The sequence below is a fragment of the Enterococcus sp. DIV0876 genome, from assembly GCF_050529585.1.
Lineage (GTDB): Bacteria > Bacillota > Bacilli > Lactobacillales > Enterococcaceae > Enterococcus_D.
Window position 1 is genome coordinate 1,046,035 of record NZ_CP172882.1, and the last position, 23,032, is coordinate 1,069,066.

Consider the following 23,032-nt stretch of genomic DNA (forward strand, 5'->3'; position numbering starts at 1 on the left):
TGAGGAGAGATGGAGGCAAGAGTCGTGGATTCACAAGAAAAACAGCATCAAAAGGAACAACAAAAAAGCTATGCGCATCTATCTATCAAGGAGGTCTACGAGACGTTAGGGACGTCCGAGCGTGGCTTGACCAAGGAACAAGTTACTGAAAGAAGAGCCGAATATGGGGAAAACACAATCACCCAAGAAGAGAAAAAGTCGGCTTTGCTTGCTTTTTTGCATCACTTCTCTAGCTTAATGGCTTGTTTATTATGGGTTGGGGGGCTGATTGCATTCTTTTTCACTGATACCCCGCAATTGGGTGTCGCTATTTGGTTAGTCAATGTGATCAATGGTTTGTTTAGCTTCTTTCAAGAAAGTAAAGCCAGTAAAGCAACCGAAGCATTAAAGAAAATGCTGCCCTCATACGCCCGTGTGATTCGAGAAGGAAAAGAAGAACAAATCCTTTCAGAAGAACTGGTACCAGGGGATATCATGTTGATTGAAGAAGGCGACAAAATATCTGTCGATGGTCGTTTACTGCAAGCATCCGATCTGCAGGTCAACCAGTCTGCCCTCACGGGTGAATCTAATCCTGTTCGGAAAAATACTGATAGCCATGAAGAAAAAGAACATGACCGTTTTGAAGTACGCAATGTCGTGTTTGCAGGTACAACAGTATCTAATGGTTCGGGAACAGTAGCCGTGACGCAAATCGGCATGGGAACAGAGTTTGGTAAAATTGCGCATTTAACACAGTCGATGGACGAAGAAAAAAGCCCGTTGCAAAAAGAGTTAGACAAACTAACAAAACAAATTTCTTTGATAGCAGTATCGATTGGCGCCTTATTTTTCTTGGCAGCTGTATTCTTCGTTGATCAACCATTGGCGCAAGCTTTTGTCTTTGCGTTGGGGATGATCGTAGCCTTTATCCCTGAAGGGTTATTGCCGACAGTCACACTATCCTTAGCCATGGCCGTACAACGAATGGCCAAAGAACATGCTTTAGTAAAAAAACTGGCATCTGTGGAAACGTTAGGGGCAACATCCGTTATCTGCTCCGACAAAACAGGGACGCTTACCCAGAATGAAATGACGGTCAGCCATTTATGGATGACCGGTCACGAATATGATGTGACTGGATTGGGCTATGCTGCTGAAGGGCAAATCTTGCTTGGTGGGGAATCAACTTCTGCGGCGGTCGATAAAGAACTGGCTTGGCTTCTTATTGGTGGGAGTTTGTGCAGCAATGCCCGTATTTTACCTCCAGATGCGGAAAATCCTCGCTATCGTGTATTGGGGGATCCAACGGAGGCTTGCTTGAATGTAGTTGCTGAAAAAGGTGGACTGGATTTAGCAAAAATTGAGCAGGAACATCAACGGATCCGTGAGTTGCCTTTCGATTCTTCAAGAAAACGGATGACTACGATCCACGCCTTGAAAACACCTTTTGAAGGAAGCAATCGCATCGCTTTTACCAAAGGGGCACCAAAGGAAACGGCAGATTTGTGTCAATATATTCGCGACAATGGGCATGTCAGACCAATCACAACTGCTGATCGACAAGCGATCATGACAGCCAACGATGGCTATGCCAAACAAGGATTAAGGGTTTTGGCAGTGACCTATCGGGATTTGACCAAAGCGACTGATCTGCCCAAGGGCTTGACCGCCTATACACCAGAACTTTTGGAGCAGGACATGGTTTTTATCGGTTTGGTTGTTATGGCCGATCCACCAAGAGAAGAAGTATCCGATGCGGTCAAAAAGTGTCATGATGCTCAAATTCGCATTATTATGATCACCGGTGATTATGGCTTGACCGCTGTGAGCATTGCCAAACGTATCGGGATTGTGACGGGTGATAATCCTCGTGTCATCACAGGTTTAGAACTTGAAAAGATGAACGATTATGCACTGCAAAGTGCATTGATGGAAGAAGTGGTCTTTGCGCGAGTGGCACCAGAACAAAAATACCGCGTGGTGACGAATTTACAAGAAATGGGGAATGTTGTTGCCGTAACGGGAGACGGTGTCAATGATGCACCCGCCCTGAAAAAAGCTGATATTGGCGTAGCGATGGGAATCACCGGTACCGATGTCGCCAAAGAGTCCGCCGATATGATCTTGACGGATGACAACTTCGCCTCGATCGTTCGGGCAATTGAAGAAGGGCGTGCTGTATATACCAATATCCAGAAGTTTCTTCTTTATATATTTAATAGCAATATGGCAGAAGCAGTGCCATCCGCTGCATTCCTTCTGTCAAGATCCGCGATCCCACTTCCGTTGACCGTCATGCAGATTTTGGCTATCGATTTAGGAACGGATATGATTCCAGCTTTAGGATTAGGGATTGAATCCCCAGAACCTGGTGTGATGAATAAGCCCCCTAGAACAAAGAACGATCCTTTGCTCACGCGAAAAATTCTAGTCAAAGCCTTTTGCTGGTATGGATTAATGGCCGCTGTCTTAGCGATGGCTGCTTATTTTATATCACTATGGCACAATGGTGCGTTAAGTGGCGGATTACCAGATGCCGGTATCATTTATCGAGAAGCGACGACAATGACTTTGGGTGCGATCATTTTTTGTCAAATCGGTGCTGCTTGGAACTGTCGTACCGAAAAACAATCCGTCTTCAAGATTGGCCCATTCCGTAATAAAGTCATCAATGTAGGGATCATTTTTGAGATTGCATTGTTTTGTTTGTTGTCGTATGTGCCGATATTCCATAACCTATTCAATACCGCACCGATCGGCGGCATCGAATGGTTATTCTTACTGTTTTGTCCGATACCGATCGTATTGATTGAAGAAGTACGCAAATATTATTTACGAAAAAAGGATAGCTTGAAGGAGGCTGTGTAAATGAAAATCATCATTGTTGGCTGTGGGCGTTTGGGATCAAGCTTAGCAACAGAGCTTTCTTTGGAAAGGCATGAAGTCATTGTCGTCTCTAAAGAAATCAATCAGTTTAAACTGTTGGATGCTACGTTTAAAGGTGAAACCATCACGGGTATTGAATTTGATAAAGATGTTTTGGAATCTGCTCATATCAAGCAAGCGGACAGTTTGATCGCATGTACGGAAGATGATGCAACAAATGCGCTGATCGCACGAATCGCAAGAAATACCTATCAAGTGCCAAAAGTGATTGCTCGTTTGTATGATCGTAGAAAGGTCAACATATACAATGCATTAGGGATTGAAGTCATCGCGACGACCAACTGGGGAATTGCTCGGGCAAAAGAGTTGCTGACATTCAATCACCTAGATTCGGTAGTCAGTTTTGGCAACACACCAGTTGAAATCGTGAAAATACGGATCCCAAAATTATTAGAAGGATTTCGTTTAAGTGAAGCATTTCCTCTAACAGAAGTACGTGTGGTAGCTTTATCTAGAGAAAATCAGACGATCATTCCAGCCAATGGTATTCGGCTACAGCAATCAGACATTTTATATTTGTCGGTGATGCCTGAATCCATGGAAAAATTGAAACGCATATTAGACTTATAAGAAGGGCGGTGCAAAGATGAAAGTAGTGATTATCGGTGGTGGACAAATAGGTACTTATATTGCACAACAATTGATAGAGGCAAATAACGAGGTCACGATCATTGAAAAACGGTCAAAACCATTGGGCAATTTAAATAAAATCTTTCCTTCAGACATGATCATTGAAGGCGATGGTGCAGATCCGCAATTTTTAGAAATGGCTGGAATCAACAATGCTGACGTAGTTGCTTCGGTCACAGGTGCGGATGAAGTGAATCTTGTTGCATCAACGATTGCCAAATTTGAATATGGGGTCCCTCGCGTGATTGGTCGCGTCAATAACCCAAAGAATGAATGGCTCTTCACAGAGGCAATGGGGATTGATGTAAAAGTCAGTCAAGCCAATTTGTTATCCAATATTATTCTTGAACAAATCGATGTGAGCCATATGGTCACACTGATGCGACTCAATCAAGGGGAAAATGCGATTGTTCAAGCAACGATTCAACCAAACGCACAGGCGGTAGGCATACAGATCAAGGATTTGATGTTACCTGAGGATACGATTTTATTTGCAGTCAAAAGAGACAATCAAACCCTTGTTCCTAAAGGGGATACAGTCTTACTTGCCCATGATCTTGTGTTGGCTTATATGAGTGAAAAAGGCGAAGAAACTTTTTTTCAATTATTAAAACCGGTCGATTGAAAGAAATAGAAAAGAACAAAGGCATTGTAAAAATGGAAGGCCGATAAAAAAAGTTAAGCATCTTAGACTGTTGTAGAAGTATGCGATCAGAATGATACTGATTCTGATTGCATACTTTTTTATGTGTTAATTATTGTCGTTGCTTTTTAGATGGAGATAAAAAAATTGGTGATTGCACTACTTGCGAGATGCTGCATGAAAGAAAATTATCCTAGGGGGATTCATTGTAACGATACAGGAGATAATATTGATTTTTGTAGTTAAAACATATTTTTTTTAAGTTTAGTGAATAAATATGGTATAATTCGTTATGCGAATGAAGACTAATCGATAGTGGATATAGGTAAAATAAAGCCAAGGAGAAAAATAACTGCAGTGTTGTCGTATCTGATGTGGCGCTACTAGCGTCAGCATACCAGAAGTCGATATGACTTTTTGTCAAAAAATGATATTGATCCTTTAATAGCAGGTTTTTAAGGACAGAACAGTTGGTTGTAATTAGGATATTCTCAAAAAAATAATTAGAAAAGAGATGAGTAAAATGTACAAAAAGCAAAGAAATAAAATTGTCGAGCTGACACTAGGAATTCTGTTTATGATGATAGGAATCGTTTCAGTGAATAGGCCAATTGCTGCTATTGGCGGGTTGGTGATTTGGTTTGGGGTGATTTCAATTGCCCGTGGGATTGCTACAATTACTGGATTTGGGGCTTATGGTGACAATAAGTCAAGAGGATTTCGCTTCTTTATCGGTATGATAGATATTATTGTTGGGTTGATTTTTGTCACGAACTTGGTGAAAGGCGCTTTTTGGCTGGGTATCTTTTTTGCCTTCTGGTTCTTGATCGAGTGTATCGGCAACTTGTTCTTGACAGCACGTTTTTCGAAAAGAACAGGTTTGGCCAAAATGGGGATTATGTTCTTGGATATTCTCTGTTTGATCATCGCCATTATGCTGATGTTGAATCCATTGATTGTGACACTTACATTGCCAATTTTAATCGGTATTTTCGCCATCATTTATGGTGTGATCCAGTTTGTGCAAGGCCTTCATTTTTCTGCATAAGCAGGTGGTTAGATGAATCTTTTATGACTTGGCTTCATGTGAGAAATGAATGGTGAGAAAAGGAGCAGATCGTATGGTATATCCTCAAAAAAATGCGTACTGGAGGTGACTTGATTGAAAAATAAATTGCAGCAATTTGCTATTTTAACATTATTCATGATGACGGTCGTTATCTTGCTCTTTGTATTTGTTCCGCAATTTATTTATGTCACGATTGTTGTGGAATGCTTTGCCCTATTGGCTTCAATGCATCTCATTTTCTTTGATCAACGACCAGTTTCAGCAAAATTCGCTTGGATATTAACGATTCTTTTGATTCCGTATGCGGGTCTTCTTTGTTTCTTACTGATTGGGAAAAATCCCAGATCAAGGAAAATACCACAGCTGCAAAGAAATAGTGAATCCTTGCTGCAGCAAAAAGTTGCGGAAATCGTGGAAAAAGAGCATGCCTATTTTAATGAGCGTCATCCGTTATCTCATGAGTTGTTTTGTTTGTCTGGCAAACATGCCTTAATGGGCAATCAATTAGACGTATTTCATGATGGCAAGCAAGCCTTTGATCAGATTCTGGCAGATATCGAAGCAGCGCAACACCATATCCATGTCTTTTATTTTATCATCAAAGGTGATCGAACCGGAGCTAAGTTGCTGCAACTATTGGCAAAAAAAGCCGCTACTGGTGTGAAAGTCAAGTTGATGTATGACAGTTTAGGTTCTATCAAGCTCCCCTACGACATGCTTCGTCCTTTGGAAGAATCCGGTGGAGAGGTCAGACCCTATGATCTGGTGAATTCTCCTTTATTAAGTACGAGAATCAACTGGCGCAATCATCGCAAAATGGTGGTTGTCGATGGTAAGATCGCACATATCGGTGGCATGAATATTGGCAATGAATATCTTAGCCAGACAGATAAGTTTCGGTACTGGCGAGATACGAATATGCGTATGTCTGGATTGGCAGTCTTGGAGGTTCAAGAAGTATTCATTTATGATTGGTTGTTCTTGGATCCGGATCAATCAACAATCGGAGACTTTTTATCAGATGTGACTTTGTACTTCCCAACATCTCAAAGATGCATGCAAGGGGAAACAGTCCAAATCATTTATGGCGGTCCCTATGATTCAGAACGGGTGATTCGTGATGCATTTATCGATAGTATTGGCAAGGCCGCGAAATCGATCAAATTAGCGATGCCCTACTTCGTACCCGATGAAGAATCATTTTCGGCGCTAAGAAGAGCTGCCCGTTGTGGGATTCAGGTGCAAGTGATTATTCCAGGAAAAGGCGATCGTGGTGTTTCGTTTCACGGATCCAATTCATTTATTGATCGCTTAATGGATGCGGGCATCGAGGTTTATTTTTATGATCCAAGGTCCTTTATTCATTGTAAAGTAATGATCGTTGACGATGAAATCGCAACTATAGGCTCGACAAACTTCGATATGCGAAGCTTTTACTTAAATCATGAATTATCTGCCTTTATATATGGTCCGTCCAAAACCATAGACGCGCTCATTCAGCAATTCTCAGTTGATTTAGCCAAGTCGATTTCGATCGACCAGCTCCGCCAAGAACGAACAGTTCTAACCATCATCAAAGAACGACTAAGTGCCCTGTTTATCCCTTTACTATAAATCCAAAATAGAAGATCGCGAAATGATTTCAACGTATCTTGTTTTTAACCCACTCGAAACCGAGTGGGTTTTTCGATTTTTCTCTTTGTCATAGGCCGATAGACCAAGGTTGATCAGATACCCTACATCAGTCAACTGTCTTTACGTTACGAAAAGGAAAATCACGCATATTGATATCCTCTGTTTTTTTCTTATACACGATCTAGCTTCTGTCCAAGGCCTAAAACACACCCTGAGAAACAACACAAAAAATAAAAAAAGAGCAAGAAAACGATTGTAAAAAAGGTGCAATATGATAAAATGTTTTCTAAATGAAAATGATTCTCAATTATAAAGGAGTGTTCTTAATGAAAAAAATTCGTTTGGCAAGTGGGGTCCTAGGTATCGCATTGATGGTTTCAGGATGCGGCACAGCAAGTAGTGCCAATGAGGCAGCGACAGCATCTTCTACCTCAGTCAGCAGCAGTGCAGCAGTAGTTGGTGAAGAACAAACCATCTCTTATCTAGATAGTGATTATCAAGTGGTGTATCCAACCAAAAAAATCGTTACTGCAAGTTTAGAGGCGATGGAAGACGCCGTTGCTTTAGGTGTTGAGCCAATCGGGGCAATTACAGTTTCTGAAGATTTTCCTAGTTACTTAAAAGCGGATTTGGGCGACAATGTACAGAATGTCGGAAATAAATTTGGACCAGATGTTGAAGCGGTGACAGCGTTAGCACCGGATGTCATCTTGGGTTCAACGAAATTTGATGATTCAGTGACAGCCAATTTAAATAAAATTGCACCAACGATCAATGTTTCCCATCAATCAACCAATTGGGAAGCCAATCTGCGTTTGATGGGTGCCTTATCTGGCAAAACAGAAGAAGCAGAAGCAAAAATCAAGGACTATGCCGCTGATTTAGCTGCATTTAAAGAAGCCCATCCAGACACGTCCAATCAAAAGGCTGTCATGATTCGGATTCGCGATGGCGAATTATGTGTTTATGGTGAAAAACTTTATTACAATCCAACGATTTATGGAGATCTGGGTTTCCAAACACCTGAAGAATTGAACGCCATCGACACACAGACAGCCATTTCTGTTGAACAATTTGCAAAATGGGATGTGGATGTTGTTTTTGTCCAATTTAGTGATGAAGAAAATGCCGGTAACCTTGATTATCTCGATACATTAAAGGAAAATGCTATTTGGAAGAGCATCCCAGCTGTTGCTGCAAACCAAGTGTATTACAATATCGTAGATGCAGGATATCAAGGCGGTACTTACTTGAGTAAAGAAGCATTTCTTTCTGGTGCAAGTGAACAGTTATAACCCAAGGCGCAGCTGGGGCAAAAAGGAAATAGGCTGGTTGGTACTTCTGCTTACTACACTCACTATCGTTTGCTTCTTTTCACTGACCTTTGACATTACTGCCCCGTGGCAAACGCTAATGGCTGTGATAAGCAATTATGACGACACGGTAAAGGAACAAGTCATCTTGCTTTCTCGTATTTCTCGTGTTAGCGTTGCACTCTTTGCTGGTGCATCACTGGCTTTGAGTGGGTTGCTGATGCAGCTGCACTATCATAATACTTTGGCAGATCCGTCATTGATGGGGATCACTGATGGTTCTGCTTTGGCTGTGGTGTCTATGCTGGCTTTTTTTCCTGAAAGTACGATCATGATGCGCATCGTGGCCTCGGTCGCGGGTTCGTTAGGCGCATACGGATTGATTCAATTAGGATTGAAACAGGTTCGCGCACAAAGATCACCGGTTGCTTTGCCATTAGTAGGGTTGATTTTGTCTATGATTTTGGGCAGTTTAACAACGTTGATTGCGAGTTATTTTACGCTCTCACAATCGATGACGTCATGGTATAGCAGCCGTCTATATCGTGTAGAATGGCAACATGTACGCTATTTTATCTTGCCGTTGCTGCTCGCATTGATCTTGGCGGTTGTATTGCGGAGACAATTTGCTGTCTATCGCTATGATCATGACTTAGCCATCGCTATCGGCATGGAACGGCGCGTCTTTGAAAGCGTCTTACAGGCAATCGTGATTGTCTTGACCGGTGTGAGTGTCGCGATCGTCGGCAGAATTGCTTTTGTAGGGTTGATCGTTCCACATATTGCACGGTTGATGTTTGGCAATCGATATGAGAAATTGGTGATGATCGTTCCGCTATTGGGTGCGGTCTTAGTTGTTACAGCGGACTACACGGGCCGTTTTTTGAACTATCCCTTTGAGACGCCGATCGGCATCATGTTTGCATTGATTGGTGTGCCTATCTTTTTGTGGTTGATCAAGACTGGAAAGGGGCAGGGTTATGACGTGTAGAAAAATCTTTTTTTCGGTGCTTGCACTTATACTAGTCGCTGGTTGGGCGCTGAATATGGGCTCATTCCAAATTACATGGCCGGAAATGTCTCGTTTGCTTTTTGGTGGTGTGGTTTCAGATCAAGTATACCTTATTTTTTTTGGTTTTCGCTTGCCGCGTCTTGTCTTGGCTGCCTTGGTTGGTGGCTCATTGGCCGTTGCAGGATACATTATCCAGACATTGTCCCGAAACCCAATTGCAGATGTGGGTTTGTTGGGCATCAACTCAGGGGCAGCCTGCGGGAGTGTCTGCTATTTCCTTTTGGCTGGTGCATATTTTTCTGAATTGACACAGATGCAATATGCTTCTTTACTAGTCTTTGGGCTGATAGGTGCTTGTTTGGCGATTTTTTTGAATCTGTTGCTTTCCTTTCGTGGAAGTCAAGTGCATATGACATTGTTCCTATTGAATGGGATCGCAATCAATCTAGGTTTCTCAGCAATCACCACCTTTTTGTCTCTAAAAATCAATCCTGAAGACTATGAACGCGTCAATCAATGGCTAGAGGGCTCAATCGCTTCCGCCAGTTGGGAAACAACACAGAAAATAGTACCGGTTGTTTTAGTGGCTGTTACATTGGTGATAGTCACAGCGAAGCGGTTGACTGTGTTGCGCTTTAGCGATCTGCATCTGTTGAATATCGGTTTTCCTGCAGGGCGTTGGCGTTTGTTTTATTTAATGCTCGCAGCGGTATTAGTCAGTGGAACGGTCTTTGTTGCAGGTAGTGTTGCCTTTATTAGCTTATTGGTGCCGCACCTGACATTGCTTTATGTTGATCGGCGCTCCTCGGCACTGGTTCCCCTGATATTTCTGAATGGGATGACTCTGGCAATTTTGGCAGATATTGTTGCAAAAAATCTATTTGCACCAAATGAAATTCCACTGAACGCGGTGATGGGGGCCATTGGTTTACCGTATTTGATCATATTGTATTTCAAGAATAGGGGGAAAGAACCAAATGGAACAATCTCTGACCTTTGAAGATAAAATCCTGACGATTACTGTACCTAAGGAAGTTCCAGTCGGTCAAAAGCGCCCATTGATATATGTGCTGGATGGAAATGCATTCGGTCCTCTATTGACCAACGCCATCTTATTGCAAGCCCGCAATTCACCCAAAACGGGTGTCTGGCCAGCGATAATTGTCTCTATTGGGTATCAGACAGATGATAGTTTTCAACGAGAGGGCCGTTTTCGTGATTATACACCTCGTAGAGTGCATCCCGTCCGTCAAGATAAGCGGCGCCATATGCCCTTAGGCGGGGGAATTGAAGCCTTTCAAGCGCAACTTGTCCGTATCCATGCGCTGATGATGCAGCAATATCAAATCGATGAGGACCTAGTCGGTTTGTTTGGTCATTCTTTGGGCGGATTGTGTGTGCTAGAATCCTATCTGGTCAGCCCTCAACTGCCATTTATCACCGACTTCTTGGCCATCAGCCCGTCATTATGGTGGGATGACTGCGCCTTTTTCGACCGTTTGACACAAACAGACCTTGCAACGTCAAAACGGATCTTTATTGCAGTTGAAAATGACCAAGGGGAGATGGAGTCAGCAGCGATGCGTTGTTATCAAACGCTGATTCAGATCATTCCTGCAGAACAAGTTGCTTTTTATGTCGGCCCAGGTGAGAATCATATGTCGATCGTCTTTACGGCGCTTAGCCGCATCTTGCGTTGGTTCTTTGATAAGGGGGCAATGCCGTATGTCTGATGTATTATCTGGCCAGAATTTGTCGATTGGCTATCATCAAAAAAATGTCATTGAACAACTAGATGTTGCTTTTTTAGAGGGAAAAACATCGATCATCATTGGCCCGAATGGCTGCGGGAAATCAACGTTGTTGAAAGGTTTAGGTCGTATGTTGTCCTTACGCCAGGGCAAAGTTGTATTGTTTTCTAAAGAGCTGCAAGAATTATCAACCCGAGAGATTGCGCAAAAAATGGCCTTTTTGCCACAGGGGATTGAAGCACCTTCTGATACGACTGTAAGGGAAGTGATCGAGCTAGGTCGCTACCCACACCAAGGTTTGTTGCGGAAAGTCTCGATCGAAGATGAACAAATCATTGAGGAGGTCTTGGCGCAAACTGAATTGACTGATTTGGCCCAGCAACAAATCGATTCTCTGTCTGGTGGTCAAAAACAACGGGTCTGGATTGCGATGGCTCTTGCGCAAAAAACACCCGTGATCCTTTTGGATGAACCAACCACTTATCTCGATATGGGGCATCAATTAGATGTGCTGAAATTATTGGCTTCCTTGCAACAAAAATTATCCTTAACCGTTGTCATGGTTTTACATGATTTGAATTTAGCTGCACGCTTTGCGGATGTTATGTTGGCGATGAAGGATGGTCGACTGATTCAACAAGGCTCAGTCTCAGAAATCATGCAGCCAGCCCTGCTAAAGGAACTATTTGATATAGAAGCCTTGATTGTAAAAGATCCAGTCAATGGACGACCGTTATGCGTCCATTATGACTGAAGTGTTGAGTGATTGACTGTAGTTAGATAGATGTTTTTGATTAGGTATTTTTAGGGATAGACTAAGTTAGGATTGAAAGAAGAGTCAAAAAAACTGTCATTCGCTTAAGTGAATGACAGTTTTTTGTGTGAAGAGATTTAAGTATTCTAAATTATATTCACTAGTTCAATGTGAAAATCAAATCGTTTATTCCTAAGTAATTCAGAACATATAAAAACAATACAAGCGCATTGATCAATACCGAAAAAATCAGGATAGCATAACGTATGGAAAAATAACGATAACCAATGGGCGGCGTTTTTGCATGTCTTTTACCTTGATACGTGAATGAAAGTATCAATAGGAGAAGGACGATGACACCTTGAACGATCAGTCCTAGTAAATGAAGATTTGTGTTTTGTAATTGAATATAATACATAAACAACGCAAGGCAATCAATGAGTATTGCGATGAATGGCATGATAGACCCTCCTTTATTTGTTTTATGATAACATAAAATGAAGGAAAATGGGTGGTTGATGAAATCTTATTCTTTTTGACGATCCCAGTGTTTCAAAGCATATGGCCAGTAGTGATGCGTTGTTAAAAGATGAGCAGCTTGATGCAGGGAACATGCATGTATATTGATTTTGATCCGTCAAGATGGAACAGGATAAAAAAGAGACGATCAGTTATCATCATCAGTCAGGATGAATACGCGTTGTGTTCATCTTTCATTATTGTATGTTCGATTATTACCTCACATAAGATGCGCCCATATTTTGTAGATATCCAATTTGAGAAGCAAAAATCGGGAGGTAAAGTCATTACAAAACAGCTTTCAGCAGACGCTTCGGTGCTGCTGTTTTTTTATTCCTCATTCATTTTCCCGATTCTCGGTAAAAAGAGTCGACGATATACTGGTGTCAACAACAAATAGAACATCAGATTTCCACTTCCATGCAACAGGTCAAAGAATACCCCTTGGATATAATATGCCCAATAAGAAGGCAATTGATATAAATATACTTCTACTCGTGAGACACACAATCCGTAAATAATGCCGCAAAGAAAAGCACCCGCTGCCTGCCATTGCAGATGACGCCTAATGTAAGGCATCCTCGTCAGCAAATAAAAAAATGTCACCATACAGGTAAAAGCCACTAGTTGGCTGATCGTCCAACTGCCCATCCCGAGATATAAATTGGTGCCCAACAAACTAATCACAGCAACGATCAATGCGTCACTATACCTGCCATAACAAGCCAGTAAAAGTAAAATCGCGCTCATTGGTTGGATATTAGGCAACCAAGTAAAAGCAAGACGACCAACGATACAAGCAGCAGAAAAGAGCGCCAAGTGGGTGATTCTTCTGATTGGGAAATGTGTGTTCATAGTTTGAATCCTTCGTTCTAATTGATAATAGTTCTCATTGTACCAGAATAAAAATTAAATTCAAGATTGAATTACACTTTATATAGTGCCATACTTGTTTGTGGGCACAATATATTGTGTTTTTTTAGAATGTAAAGGTGGAATCATAGATGGATTATCCAGAAAGATATAGACAAAAATTAAATCAAGATATTGTGACTGTGGCTGAAGTGTCACCAATCACAAATGAGATGACACAAACATTTGAGGGAATCGCTCGATTGATCATGTTGGATCGATATGCGTTTAAAGATAATCGTGCATTGACCATTGGTGACTTAGTCGTTTTGACAACGCATCCTGATCCGCAATATCCAGCGCGAGGAATTGGTTGGATCGAGGAAATCAATGAGGGGCAACTGACGATTCGTGTGGAAGATGAGTATCGAAGTGCATTGACTGATCCAGCTGAGAGTGCTTCAGGTCGGGTGTTAAGGCACCAAAATGAAGTGGAAAAACCACTTGAACTTTACTTTGAACAAATCGCTGCCCGCGTGGCAAGAGGGATTTCTGCGATGGAAGGTGATCAGCAAAAACAATATGAGCAAGCATTCTATCATCATTTAACGGCACAAAACTTGATTCCAGCAGGTCGCGTGTTGTACGGAGCGGGTACTAGATCAGAGGTAACATATTTTAATTGCTACGTCATGCCATTTATCCATGATTCTCGTGGTGGATTGGCGACACATCGCCAAGAAGTGATGGAGATCATGAGCCGCGGTGGCGGTGTAGGAACCAACGGGTCAACATTGCGACCAAAATCAGCCATCGTTCATGGTGTGAATGGCAAGTCTTCGGGTTCTGTATCTTGGTTGAATGATTTGGCGAATTTGACCAATTTAGTCGAGCAAGGGGGCAGTCGTCGAGGCGCACAAATGATCATGTTGAATGACTGGCATCCAGATATTTTTGCTTTTATCATCTCAAAAATACAAAACCCGGCGATTTTGCAACAGTTGAGTCGTACAAGCAAAAGTCCAATCGTTCGTCAGTTAGCCAGCGAAAAGTTGGACTTTCAACCGTTGACTGCCGATGAAAAAGAACTTTTGACCTTTGTGGTTGAAAACAAATCGCAAGATATGACATCACGGTTGGTTACGGAAAGTCAGCAAAAGCTCCAAGCTGGTGGTACCTATCGGGTCAAAGATCCGAACTTTTTGACGGGGGCGAATATTTCGGTCTGTTTGACGAAAGAGTTCATGCAAGCTGTGGAAGAAGATGGCACCTATGATTTGCGATTTCCGGCTATCGAGTCTTATGATGCTGCTGAGATGGCAGATTATGACCAACATTGGGCTGAAATCGGTGATGTGCGGGAGTGGGCAGCGACTGGTCGGAGGATCACGGTCTATCAAACAATCAAAGCACGTGAGCTGTGGGATCTAATCACGTATTGTGCGACTTATTCAGCAGAGCCAGGGATCTTTTTCATTGATAATGCCAATGAAATGACCAATGCCCAAGCATACGGACAAAAAGTTGTTGCTACCAATCCTTGTGGCGAACAACCATTGACACCTTATGCAGTCTGCAACTTGGCAGCAATCAACTTGGCTCAGATGGTCGATCGGCAAACAAAGACTGTAGATTTTGCAAAATTGGCAGATGTTGTGAGAACCAGTGTCCGCTTTCAAGATGATGTGATTGATGCGACACCTTACTTTTTTGACAAAAATGAAAAACAAGCTAAAGGAGAACGTCGTGTGGGGTTAGGCGTGATGGGCTTAGCCGATTTGTTGATTTACTGTGAAAAAGTCTATGGCTCAGAATCTGGAAATCAATTGATTGATCAGGTGTTTGAAACGATTGCCGTGACGGCTTATGAAACTTCAGTTGAATTGGCAAAAGAAAAAGGTAGTTTTCCATTCTTGATAGGGAAAACAGCAGCCGAAACCCAAGCCCTGCGTCAACGATTTATCAACTCTGGTTATATGAAAAAAATGCCTGAGTCTTTGCGCCAGGCGATTCTAGTCCATGGTATCCGTAATTCTCATTTACTGACGGTGGCACCAACTGGCTCGACCGGAACAATGGCGGGGGTTTCTACAGGATTAGAACCGTATTTCTCTTTTTCTTATTTCAGAAGCGGACGATTGGGCAAATTTATCGAAGTACATGCAGATATTGTCAGTGAGTATCTGACCGCTCATCCAGAAATCGATGCCACTGACTTACCGCCATTCTTTGTTTCGGCGATGGAGTTGGCGCCAGAGGCCCATGTTAGTGTCCAATGTGCGATTCAACGTTGGATCGATAGTTCGATCTCAAAAACGGTCAATGCACCCAAAGGCTATCAAGTTCATCAAGTAGCGACAATCTATGAAGATCTGTATCGCGGGGGAGCTAAAGGTGGAACCGTGTATGTTGATGGCAGTCGGGATTCTCAAGTCTTGACACTGGAAGCTGAAGAAGCGGGTGACGAAACAGTCATACCAACAGAGACAGTGGTTGCTACAGTGCCAAAAGAAGTGATGGATGGCGACATTTGCCCAATTTGCCATGAAGGGACGATTGAAGAAATCGGTGGTTGCAGCACCTGCACGCATTGCAAGGTTCAATTGAAATGCGGGCTTTAAACAGGAGGTGAATGGCATGAAAATCTATACCAAAAGTGGTGACAAAGGCAAGACAAGTATCATTGGCGGCCAAAGGATCTATAAATCGGATCTGCGGGTGTGCGCTTACGGCAGTATTGATGAAGTCAATTCATGGGTCGGCAAAGTGATAGCTGCGTTAGATAAGGAACGTTTTCCATCCTTATCTAACGAATTGACGGCGTTACAAGTCCTCCTATTTGATATTGGTACGGACTTGGCAACGCCAACTGGCAGTAAAGAAATGATCGTTGGCCAAGAAGACTTGGCACACATCGAGTCGTTGATCGATCAATACCAAAGCCAAGTACCTGTGATTGAGAAATTTATTCTGCCTGGTGGTCATCCTATTGCCTGCGATCTGCAGGTGGCTCGGACGGTGATTCGCCGTGGAGAACGAGAAGTGACTGCATTACTTATCGAAGAAGAAATCAATCTGATTGCGTACAAAATCATCAACCGTTTGTCTGATCTATTCTTCGTTCTCGCACGTTACATCAATAGTAGTTATGGCATCGCTGAGCCTTTTTATGAGCGAGCGGGCAACGTATTTCATTAAGAGAGGGTTTTATCATTGAAAAAACTGACTGTATTATCTACCATTATTATTGGTCTATTTGTTTTATCTGGTTGTCAAACCGACCAAGTCTCATCTCAAGCATCGACTGAAGCAACCAGTGAAGTAGTTGCTTCTTCTGTTAAAATCGTCTTGACCGATGGGGACGATACGATTGATTCAAAAACGGTTTCCTATCAATCAGGTGAGACACTGATGGACGTTTTGACTGACAACTTCGATATTGAAGAAAAAGATGGGTTCATCACTTCGATCGAAGGTCACGCGCAAGACGAAAGTCAAAACAAATACTGGACCTTTACGATCAATGGCGAGATGGGCGCAAAAGGCGCCGATGAAACAACACTAGAATCTGGTGATCAAGTCGATTTTGCTTTAAGTGTGTATGAATAAATGAAGAGGAGAAACTGCTTTTAAATTTGGTAATCAAAAAACACGGCCGTCAGTCAATCACTGGTGGCCATGCTTTCTTTTATGCGCGCTAGGTTATCGGTCATACCTTCGTGCTATAGATCTTTTGCAAGTGCTGCGATGAAGGCTTGAATCCCTTGCTCATTTCTTCTATAGTATGTCCACTGCTCCACCCGTTTTGACTCAAGCAGTCCGGATTTTTGCATGAGGGATAAATAATGAGAAACAGTTGATTGGGAAAGATTTGCTTTCGCCTGAATATCCCCCACACAAACTCCTTGCTGAAAGTCGTCTTCAGGCCGCAAATGGGTTTGTTCTGGAAAGTGCGCACTCGGGTCCTTTAACCAGTTTAAAATAGTCAGTCGTGTCTCGTTCGACAACGTTTTAAAAATATCAATTGTATTATTCATGGGTTTATTTTAAAGGGTACAGCGTCGATAGTCAATGAGGAGGATGTTTTTGTGGTACATTTCTTTTTCTTGTAATCCTAGAATAGATAGGGTATCATTGTGTATATCGTAATATCTAGATATACCGATATTGATGAAAGAAAATAAAGATAGGAGAAAATGATGAATAAAGCATATACGAAACTATTTGAGCCCTTTACCTTTAAATCAGGTGTAACCATTGCGAATCGCGTGATGATGGCACCGATGACCACTGATTCAGCCTTCCAAAATGGGATGGTCACTACGGATGAACGAAATTATTATGCCCGTCGTGCAGAAGGGGTTGGGGCGTTAATCACTGCTTGCGCACACGTGAGTGAGGATGGTAAATTTGCAGGATCATTTAGTATCTCATCGGATCAGTACATAGATGGGATGGCTAAATTGGCAAAAGCTATTCAAGCCCGTGGAACAAAGGCCATTCTACAGATTTTCCACGTTGGACGGATGGCACCAACTTCATGGTTAAGAGGAATGCAACCTGTCAGTGCAAGTGCAATTGCCGCAGAAAGAGCAGGCGCAGTTGTGCCAAGAGAATTGAGTACTGAAGAAATTGAAGATCTAGTACATGCTTTTGGTGAAGCGACTAGAAGAGCTATCGAGGCAGGCTTTGATGGGGTCGAGATACATGGTGCGAATACCTATTTGATTCAACAGTTTTTCTCTCCCCATTCAAACCGCCGTACAGACCGTTGGGGTGGGAGTTTAGAGAAAAGAATGACTTTTCCATTGGCTGTCATTCAATCAGTCACTCAAGCTGTGAAAGAACACGCCACCAAACCATTTCTTGTGGGATACCGTATTTCTCCAGAAGAAATTGAAACACCTGGTATTACCATCGAGGATACTTTGGCTTTACTAGAAGAAATCAAGAAAACGAATATTGACTATGTCCATGTCTCATTAGGGGATGTATATCAAGGATCACTCAGAAACAAAGAGCAATCCCTACCGACGATTGCCAGAATTCAGTCAGCTATTGGTTCTGAGATGCCAATTGTGGGTGTTGGGCAAATCGTTACACCGGAACGGGCAGTATCTGCATTAGAAGAACTGGAAATTCCTTTAGTCGCTATCGGCAGAGAATTGATCATTGAACCTGATTGGGTGAAAAAAGTACAGTCGGATCAAATCGACACAATACGTACGGAAATTGATCCAGAAGACAGAGAAGAATTGGCTATTCCCGATGCGATGTGGGCTTACATCACAGATCGTCCAGGATGGTTACCTATCAAAGAAGCGTAGTTTACAGCGTACAAGAATTAAAGACAACTTACGAGCGAATAAAAAAGGTATTGCTATTCTTTTTGAATAACAATACCTTTTTTTGTATCAGCTTGCGGAGAAAAGACTGATATTATGAATAAAAGAACCGAATCAAGATCCCACCTAGGATCAGTACGATCGCGCCACATAGACGGTTGGCCATTTGTGCGAAAGCAATCATTTCCATTCTGTCAGAAGCGGACAAAACGGCGATATTTCCGGTTCCGCCCATTGAGTTGTTGATCATACCAGCACCAATCGATGTTTCGACTGGATACATGCCCAATAACATACCGAAGAACCAGCTGGCAGCGCCCATGGAAACAACACTTGTTAGACACAAAATGACAAATTGCCATGTAAAGGCAGAGGCCAATGTTGATAAATCAATCAATGCCAAACCAATCCCAGCCAAAACAGCATGAGTCAAATTGGTCATAATGACATTGTTGAACATGACAACAGAATCTTCTAATTTTTTCGGTACAATGTTCAATGCTTTCAAAATAAAGACAATCACAATCATAAAGGCATACTCATGAATTTTAGGGAAAAAGTTGCTTAAAATCGCACCGACAACCAATAGTGAGAATGAAAATAGCATCCCAACCCCGATTTGTTGTGCATCAAGGGTGATTTTTGGTTTTTCTAGTTCTTCTTTGGTCGCATTGATCAATGTGCCATGACCGTTATATTTGGTTTTGGCAAAGACTTTTGCGATAAATAAAGCACCAATAATGGCAAGAATATTCCCGAATGTAACTGCGGGGGCCAATTGAGAGAAAATTGCGGCTTGATTGCCATTTGCCAATCCATCGGCATAAATTTGAGAAAGTGGTGTGATTCCAGCACCCATACCGCCAGACATCATTGGTAAGGATACATACATAACTGAATCAGCGAAACCATTGCCTAGAAGCATACCGACTAAACCGACTGCGAAGAATCCAACCACCATGGTGATCAAAGCCACTGGAATAAATTTAGTAGAAGCTTTCACCAACAAGTTGCGGTTCATACCCAAAATCGAGCCGCAAATCAATGCAGCAATATAGAAATCAAGGAAGCCAAAGCCGCCCCCCATGAAGTCACTGACAGCGTCAATGACTTTCTCAGGGATTAAATGGGATGAGGCTAAAAGAGTGGCACCAAGCAAGGTGAAGACTGACCCACCGCCAAGATAAGAATTCATGATCGGTAGTTTTTCACCAATGAAATACAGCAAGTGGCCTAAGGCAACGAGTAAAATGGTGATGCCGACCATATTTAATGGTAGCTTGTCTAAAGCAATGGCACCGAATATGACAACCATAAAAAATACATACAAGGGAAGACTAATTCCCGAAATCGTCATTGTTTTTAATTTATTCATTTTTCAGACCTTCCTAGTATTTTGGATACCATTTAAGATTTTGAACTGCTTTGGCCATATCTGTTTCTTCCGCTTGGGCTAGACCTTGTTCTTTTGCTTTGTTTGCAACTGCTTCAGCTACTTTGATTGATACATCTGCCACATATTCGAATGGAGGAAGTACGGGTGCGCCTGGTTGGTTCAAATCAACTAAACCACTTAGTGAGTGGGCAGCAGCACCAATCATTTCATCAGTCAATAGAGATGCTTCTGAAGCCAACATACCTAAACCTAAGCCTGGATAAATCAAAGCATTGTTTGCTTGGCCGATTTGATAGTCGACACCTTTGTATTGGATCGTTCCTGAAGGGACACCTGTTGCAACAAAGGCTTTACCATCAGACCATTCGATCACTTGTTCAGCAGTAGCTTCTAATTTTTTGGTTGGGTTAGAGATTGGGAAAATCACTGGACGAGCAGTGTTTTCACACATTGCTTCTACAACTTCTTTGGTAAATGCTCCTGGATTGGTTGAAGTACCGACTAAAATCGTTGCTTTAGCTACTTTGATGACATTCAATAATTGTGTCATATCACCAGCATTTGCAAAGTCTGCACGTTTCTTGGCAAATGGTTTTTGTGCAGGTGTTAAATCTGACATATCATCGAACAAAAGTCCTTGTTTGTCAACCATAAAGAAATGATTATAAGCTTCTTCAGGTGAAAGACCTTCACTGACCATTTCTGCATGGACACGGCTGGCAATACCGGCACCGGCTGAACCACCGCCATAACATAAGTACACTTGATCGGTCAATTTTTCGCCAGTGATATCTAATGCACCGAAGATACCGCCAAGAACCACGATCCCTGTACCTTGGATATCATCATTGAATGTTGGAATAGTTTGTTTGTATTTGTCTAAAATCGTTGCGGCGTTTGAACGGCCGAAGTCTTCCCAATGCAAGTAAAGTTTAGGGAACATATCTTCTGCTGTTTGAACGAATTGATCGATGAATTGATAGTAATCGTCACCATAGACACGTTCTTGATGGTTGCCAAGATATAAATGATCTTCTAACAATTCTTTTCTGTTGGTACCAGCGTCGATCACGATTGGTAAAACAGAAGCGGGATCAATACCAGCTGCTGCTGTATAAATCATCAATTTTCCGACAGAAATATCGACACCTTGGACACCCCAGTCACCAATACCCAAAATACCTTCAGCATCTGTGACGACGATCAAGCGAATATCACGATCACCAGCAGCATTTTTTAAGGTTTCTTTGATATTTTCTGGATGATTGATATCTAAGTAAGCTGCGTATTGAGGATCAACGAACAAACGGCTGTAGTTTTCGATAGTATCCGCAATTGTTGGATCATACACGATTGGGTTGAATTCAACAATATGTTGGTTGAACAAATAGTAGAATAATGTACGATTTGTATTAAAGATTTCCATTAAGAAATGACGTTTTTCTAAGTCAGAGTCTTTGGTTACATATTGTAAATAAGCTTGTTCTGCTTGTTCTTCGATGGTTTGAACATGTGGTGGCAATAAACCAATCAAACCTAATTCTTTACGTTCTTCTAACGTAAAAGCTGTTCCTTTATTCAAAAATGGGTTATTTAAAATTTCATGTGCTTTCATTTTGTTCCTCCGTATTGTTTATTTGGTCATGCGCTCATTTCCATTAGTTACTTTAATCCTTCGGCAGAATTATAGTCAACTTTCGGTGATATAATAAAAAATATTTATATCAAAACAGCTTCTATGTTAGAATGAGCCAAAGGAGAAATCAGCCATGAATATACGTGATTTAGAATATTTTAGTGCCTTAGCCGATATGCTTTCTTTTACGCAAGTGGCACATAAATTTAATGTTAGTCAACCTACAGTCACTTATGCGATCAAACGACTAGAACAGCATTATGACTGCGATTTGATCAAGCGAGAAGCCTCTCATCGCTCCATCGCATTGACCAACGAAGGGGAAATATTGAAGGCCCATACGCGCTATATATTGGATGAATTTGTGACATTGGAAAGAGCCATTGAGCATGCGAAAAACAACCGCACACATATTGGCTTTCCGCCGATCATTCGTTCCAAAGTATTTTCGAAACTCTTAGATGATAAAGAAACCATTCGTTTTATTTCCAATTTTCACCTGGTATCTGGAGGATCGAATGAACTATTTTCGAAACTACTATCGGGAAAAATCGATTTTAGTTTGTTGGGTAGTGTCAATCCAATCATCCACCCCAATTTAAATGTTAAATTATTGTTCCAACAAGAGTTTTTTATTTTTGTCTCTAAAGACAATCCGTTGGCGGATAAAAAGGAGATTTCGTTTGAACAAGCTGCGCAATATCCATTTATCCTACTGGAAAAAGGCTATACCCATGGGCTTGCTTTTCAAAACTTGAGTGAGAAACTGTCTAAGAAACCTGAAGTGCAATTTTCTTTTTCAGATGTCCAGACAATTGGTCAGCTGGTTAGTTCCAACATAGGTATCACCTTAATGACAGATTTCCCCGTGTTCCAAGAGATGGATGGATTGGTCAAAATTCCTTTGGTCCCTGAGGATAAGGAGATTTTTTATATTCAGTATGCCTATTTGAAAAGTGCCGTGTTGAACCAAGATATCCAGAAATTGATGGGCATCTTAGATGGGTTGTCTTGGGTAGAAAAAATATAGACATCCTTTCACATGCCTCACATGCCGAGGATATACGTTTGTTGCGGATTTGTGAGAAAGACAAAAACATCATGAGTAGTCATGGTGTTTTTTGATACAGCCCATAGTGCGCACCCATTCTTTCACAAGCATTCAATCGTTATAACAATGACTATCTCCTGAGCAATAATGAAAACGTTTTGCTGAATTTAAATATATAGTATAATAGTATTAAAAGGTGGAGGTTGATGATGTTGGAAAATAAGTTCACAAGTTATTTTGCCAAACGAAAAAAAGCCAAACTTGATCAGATGCGCAAAAAGAATTGGGACCTAAAGCAACAAGGGATCGATCCACACAAAGGTTGGGGCACAATGATCGATACTGGCTCTGGTGGATTGAACAATATGAACCGAGACAATCAATCGCAAAATTATTTAAGCAAAGAAATCGACAACAAACAGTTTTTTATTGAAGAAGCCAAGCGGATCCGAAAAAACTAATCAGTCTAAAACAATTATTGAGATGTTGGAAAGGGTG

The 23,032-nt window shown here is 41.7% G+C and carries 22 protein-coding genes; 17 read left to right on the top strand and 5 right to left on the bottom strand.

Annotated features, from left to right (window positions below; translation table 11 throughout):
• Positions 1–9: 9 nt before the first annotated feature.
• The 10 genes from IGI41_RS04855 to IGI41_RS04900 all read left to right on the top strand — a co-directional run bounded on the left by IGI41_RS04855 (position 10) and on the right by IGI41_RS04900 (position 11,735).
• Positions 10–2,850 carry a cation-translocating P-type ATPase gene (locus tag IGI41_RS04855; RefSeq protein ID WP_430611772.1) on the top strand — a complete coding sequence of 947 codons (2,841 nt, stop codon included), beginning with the start codon at positions 10–12 and terminating at the stop codon, positions 2,848–2,850.
• Positions 2,851–3,498, top strand: a complete 648-nt coding sequence (locus IGI41_RS04860) for a potassium channel family protein (protein ID WP_430611774.1) — start codon at positions 2,851–2,853, stop codon at positions 3,496–3,498.
• A 16-nt stretch (positions 3,499–3,514) separates the two neighbouring features.
• The gene (locus tag IGI41_RS04865; RefSeq protein WP_430611776.1) at positions 3,515–4,183 is read left to right on the top strand and encodes a potassium channel family protein; all 669 of its coding nucleotides are present in this window, start codon (positions 3,515–3,517) and stop codon (positions 4,181–4,183) included.
• Positions 4,184–4,715: 532 nt separating this feature from the next.
• Complete coding sequence (locus IGI41_RS04870; RefSeq protein WP_430611778.1) at positions 4,716–5,249, top strand: HdeD family acid-resistance protein; 534 nt, start codon at positions 4,716–4,718, stop codon at positions 5,247–5,249.
• Between the two features lie 114 nt (positions 5,250–5,363).
• Positions 5,364–6,884: a cardiolipin synthase gene (gene cls / locus IGI41_RS04875; protein WP_430611780.1), complete on the top strand. Its 1,521-nt coding sequence runs from the start codon at positions 5,364–5,366 to the stop codon at positions 6,882–6,884.
• 347 nt (positions 6,885–7,231) lie between these two features.
• Positions 7,232–8,200 carry an iron-siderophore ABC transporter substrate-binding protein gene (locus IGI41_RS04880; protein ID WP_430611782.1) on the top strand — a complete coding sequence of 323 codons (969 nt, stop codon included), beginning with the start codon at positions 7,232–7,234 and terminating at the stop codon, positions 8,198–8,200.
• Positions 8,187–9,209 carry a FecCD family ABC transporter permease gene (locus IGI41_RS04885; RefSeq protein WP_430611784.1) on the top strand — a complete coding sequence of 341 codons (1,023 nt, stop codon included), beginning with the start codon at positions 8,187–8,189 and terminating at the stop codon, positions 9,207–9,209. Before IGI41_RS04880 ends, IGI41_RS04885 begins: the two co-directional genes overlap by 14 nt.
• The gene (locus tag IGI41_RS04890) at positions 9,199–10,230 is read left to right on the top strand and encodes a FecCD family ABC transporter permease (protein WP_430611786.1); all 1,032 of its coding nucleotides are present in this window, start codon (positions 9,199–9,201) and stop codon (positions 10,228–10,230) included. Before IGI41_RS04885 ends, IGI41_RS04890 begins: the two co-directional genes overlap by 11 nt.
• A complete protein-coding gene (locus tag IGI41_RS04895) occupies positions 10,208–10,963 on the top strand; it encodes an alpha/beta hydrolase (RefSeq protein ID WP_430611788.1) in 756 nt (251 codons plus the stop codon). The genes IGI41_RS04890 and IGI41_RS04895 overlap by 23 nt, the downstream gene beginning before the upstream one ends.
• Positions 10,956–11,735 (top strand): ABC transporter ATP-binding protein, encoded by a 780-nt coding sequence (locus IGI41_RS04900; protein ID WP_430611790.1) that lies wholly within the window; start codon positions 10,956–10,958, stop codon positions 11,733–11,735. Before IGI41_RS04895 ends, IGI41_RS04900 begins: the two co-directional genes overlap by 8 nt.
• 160 nt (positions 11,736–11,895) lie before the next feature.
• Here IGI41_RS04900 and IGI41_RS04905 read toward each other — a convergent pair whose 3' ends face one another.
• The gene (locus tag IGI41_RS04905; RefSeq protein WP_430611792.1) at positions 11,896–12,195 is read right to left on the bottom strand and encodes a hypothetical protein; all 300 of its coding nucleotides are present in this window, start codon (positions 12,193–12,195) and stop codon (positions 11,896–11,898) included.
• Positions 12,196–12,351: 156 nt separating this feature from the next.
• Here IGI41_RS04905 and IGI41_RS04910 point away from each other — a divergent pair, with 156 nt between their 5' ends.
• Entirely contained in the window at positions 12,352–12,654 is a 303-nt protein-coding gene (locus IGI41_RS04910) for a type II toxin-antitoxin system PemK/MazF family toxin (protein ID WP_430611794.1), read from the top strand.
• Here IGI41_RS04910 and IGI41_RS04915 read toward each other — a convergent pair.
• On the bottom strand, positions 12,585–13,109 hold the full coding sequence (locus IGI41_RS04915) for a cobalamin ECF transporter (protein ID WP_430611796.1): 525 nt from the start codon (positions 13,107–13,109) through the stop codon (positions 12,585–12,587). The genes IGI41_RS04910 and IGI41_RS04915 overlap by 70 nt on opposite strands.
• A gap of 149 nt (positions 13,110–13,258) precedes the next feature.
• On the opposite strand from IGI41_RS04915, the gene IGI41_RS04920 reads away from it, so the two are divergent.
• From IGI41_RS04920 to IGI41_RS04930, 3 genes are read left to right on the top strand one after another with little or no spacing between them, the layout of a single operon-like run.
• Positions 13,259–15,727, top strand: coding sequence for a vitamin B12-dependent ribonucleotide reductase (locus IGI41_RS04920; protein WP_430611798.1), 2,469 nt, complete (start codon positions 13,259–13,261; stop codon positions 15,725–15,727).
• 16 nt (positions 15,728–15,743) lie between these two features.
• Entirely contained in the window at positions 15,744–16,304 is a 561-nt protein-coding gene (locus tag IGI41_RS04925) for a cob(I)yrinic acid a,c-diamide adenosyltransferase (RefSeq protein ID WP_430611800.1), read from the top strand.
• Between the two features lie 15 nt (positions 16,305–16,319).
• Positions 16,320–16,715, top strand: a complete 396-nt coding sequence (locus tag IGI41_RS04930) for a DUF4430 domain-containing protein (protein ID WP_430611802.1) — start codon at positions 16,320–16,322, stop codon at positions 16,713–16,715.
• A 113-nt stretch (positions 16,716–16,828) separates the two neighbouring features.
• Here IGI41_RS04930 and IGI41_RS04935 read toward each other — a convergent pair whose 3' ends face one another.
• Positions 16,829–17,143, bottom strand: coding sequence for an ArsR/SmtB family transcription factor (locus IGI41_RS04935; protein ID WP_430611804.1), 315 nt, complete (start codon positions 17,141–17,143; stop codon positions 16,829–16,831).
• A 162-nt stretch (positions 17,144–17,305) separates the two neighbouring features.
• Here IGI41_RS04935 and IGI41_RS04940 point away from each other — a divergent pair, with 162 nt between their 5' ends.
• Positions 17,306–18,433 carry an NADH-dependent flavin oxidoreductase gene (locus tag IGI41_RS04940; protein WP_430611806.1) on the top strand — a complete coding sequence of 376 codons (1,128 nt, stop codon included), beginning with the start codon at positions 17,306–17,308 and terminating at the stop codon, positions 18,431–18,433.
• A gap of 112 nt (positions 18,434–18,545) precedes the next feature.
• Here IGI41_RS04940 and IGI41_RS04945 read toward each other — a convergent pair whose 3' ends face one another.
• Positions 18,546–19,826: a 2-hydroxycarboxylate transporter family protein gene (locus tag IGI41_RS04945; protein WP_430611807.1), complete on the bottom strand. Its 1,281-nt coding sequence runs from the start codon at positions 19,824–19,826 to the stop codon at positions 18,546–18,548.
• 13 nt (positions 19,827–19,839) lie between these two features.
• A complete protein-coding gene (locus tag IGI41_RS04950) occupies positions 19,840–21,462 on the bottom strand; it encodes a malolactic enzyme (protein ID WP_430611809.1) in 1,623 nt (540 codons plus the stop codon).
• A gap of 154 nt (positions 21,463–21,616) precedes the next feature.
• Here IGI41_RS04950 and IGI41_RS04955 point away from each other — a divergent pair, with 154 nt between their 5' ends.
• Together IGI41_RS04955 and IGI41_RS04960 are read left to right on the top strand one after the other, a co-directional pair.
• Positions 21,617–22,513, top strand: coding sequence for a LysR family transcriptional regulator (locus IGI41_RS04955; protein WP_430611811.1), 897 nt, complete (start codon positions 21,617–21,619; stop codon positions 22,511–22,513).
• A gap of 230 nt (positions 22,514–22,743) precedes the next feature.
• Positions 22,744–22,995 (top strand): hypothetical protein, encoded by a 252-nt coding sequence (locus tag IGI41_RS04960; protein WP_430611813.1) that lies wholly within the window; start codon positions 22,744–22,746, stop codon positions 22,993–22,995.
• Positions 22,996–23,032: the final 37 nt, after the last annotated feature.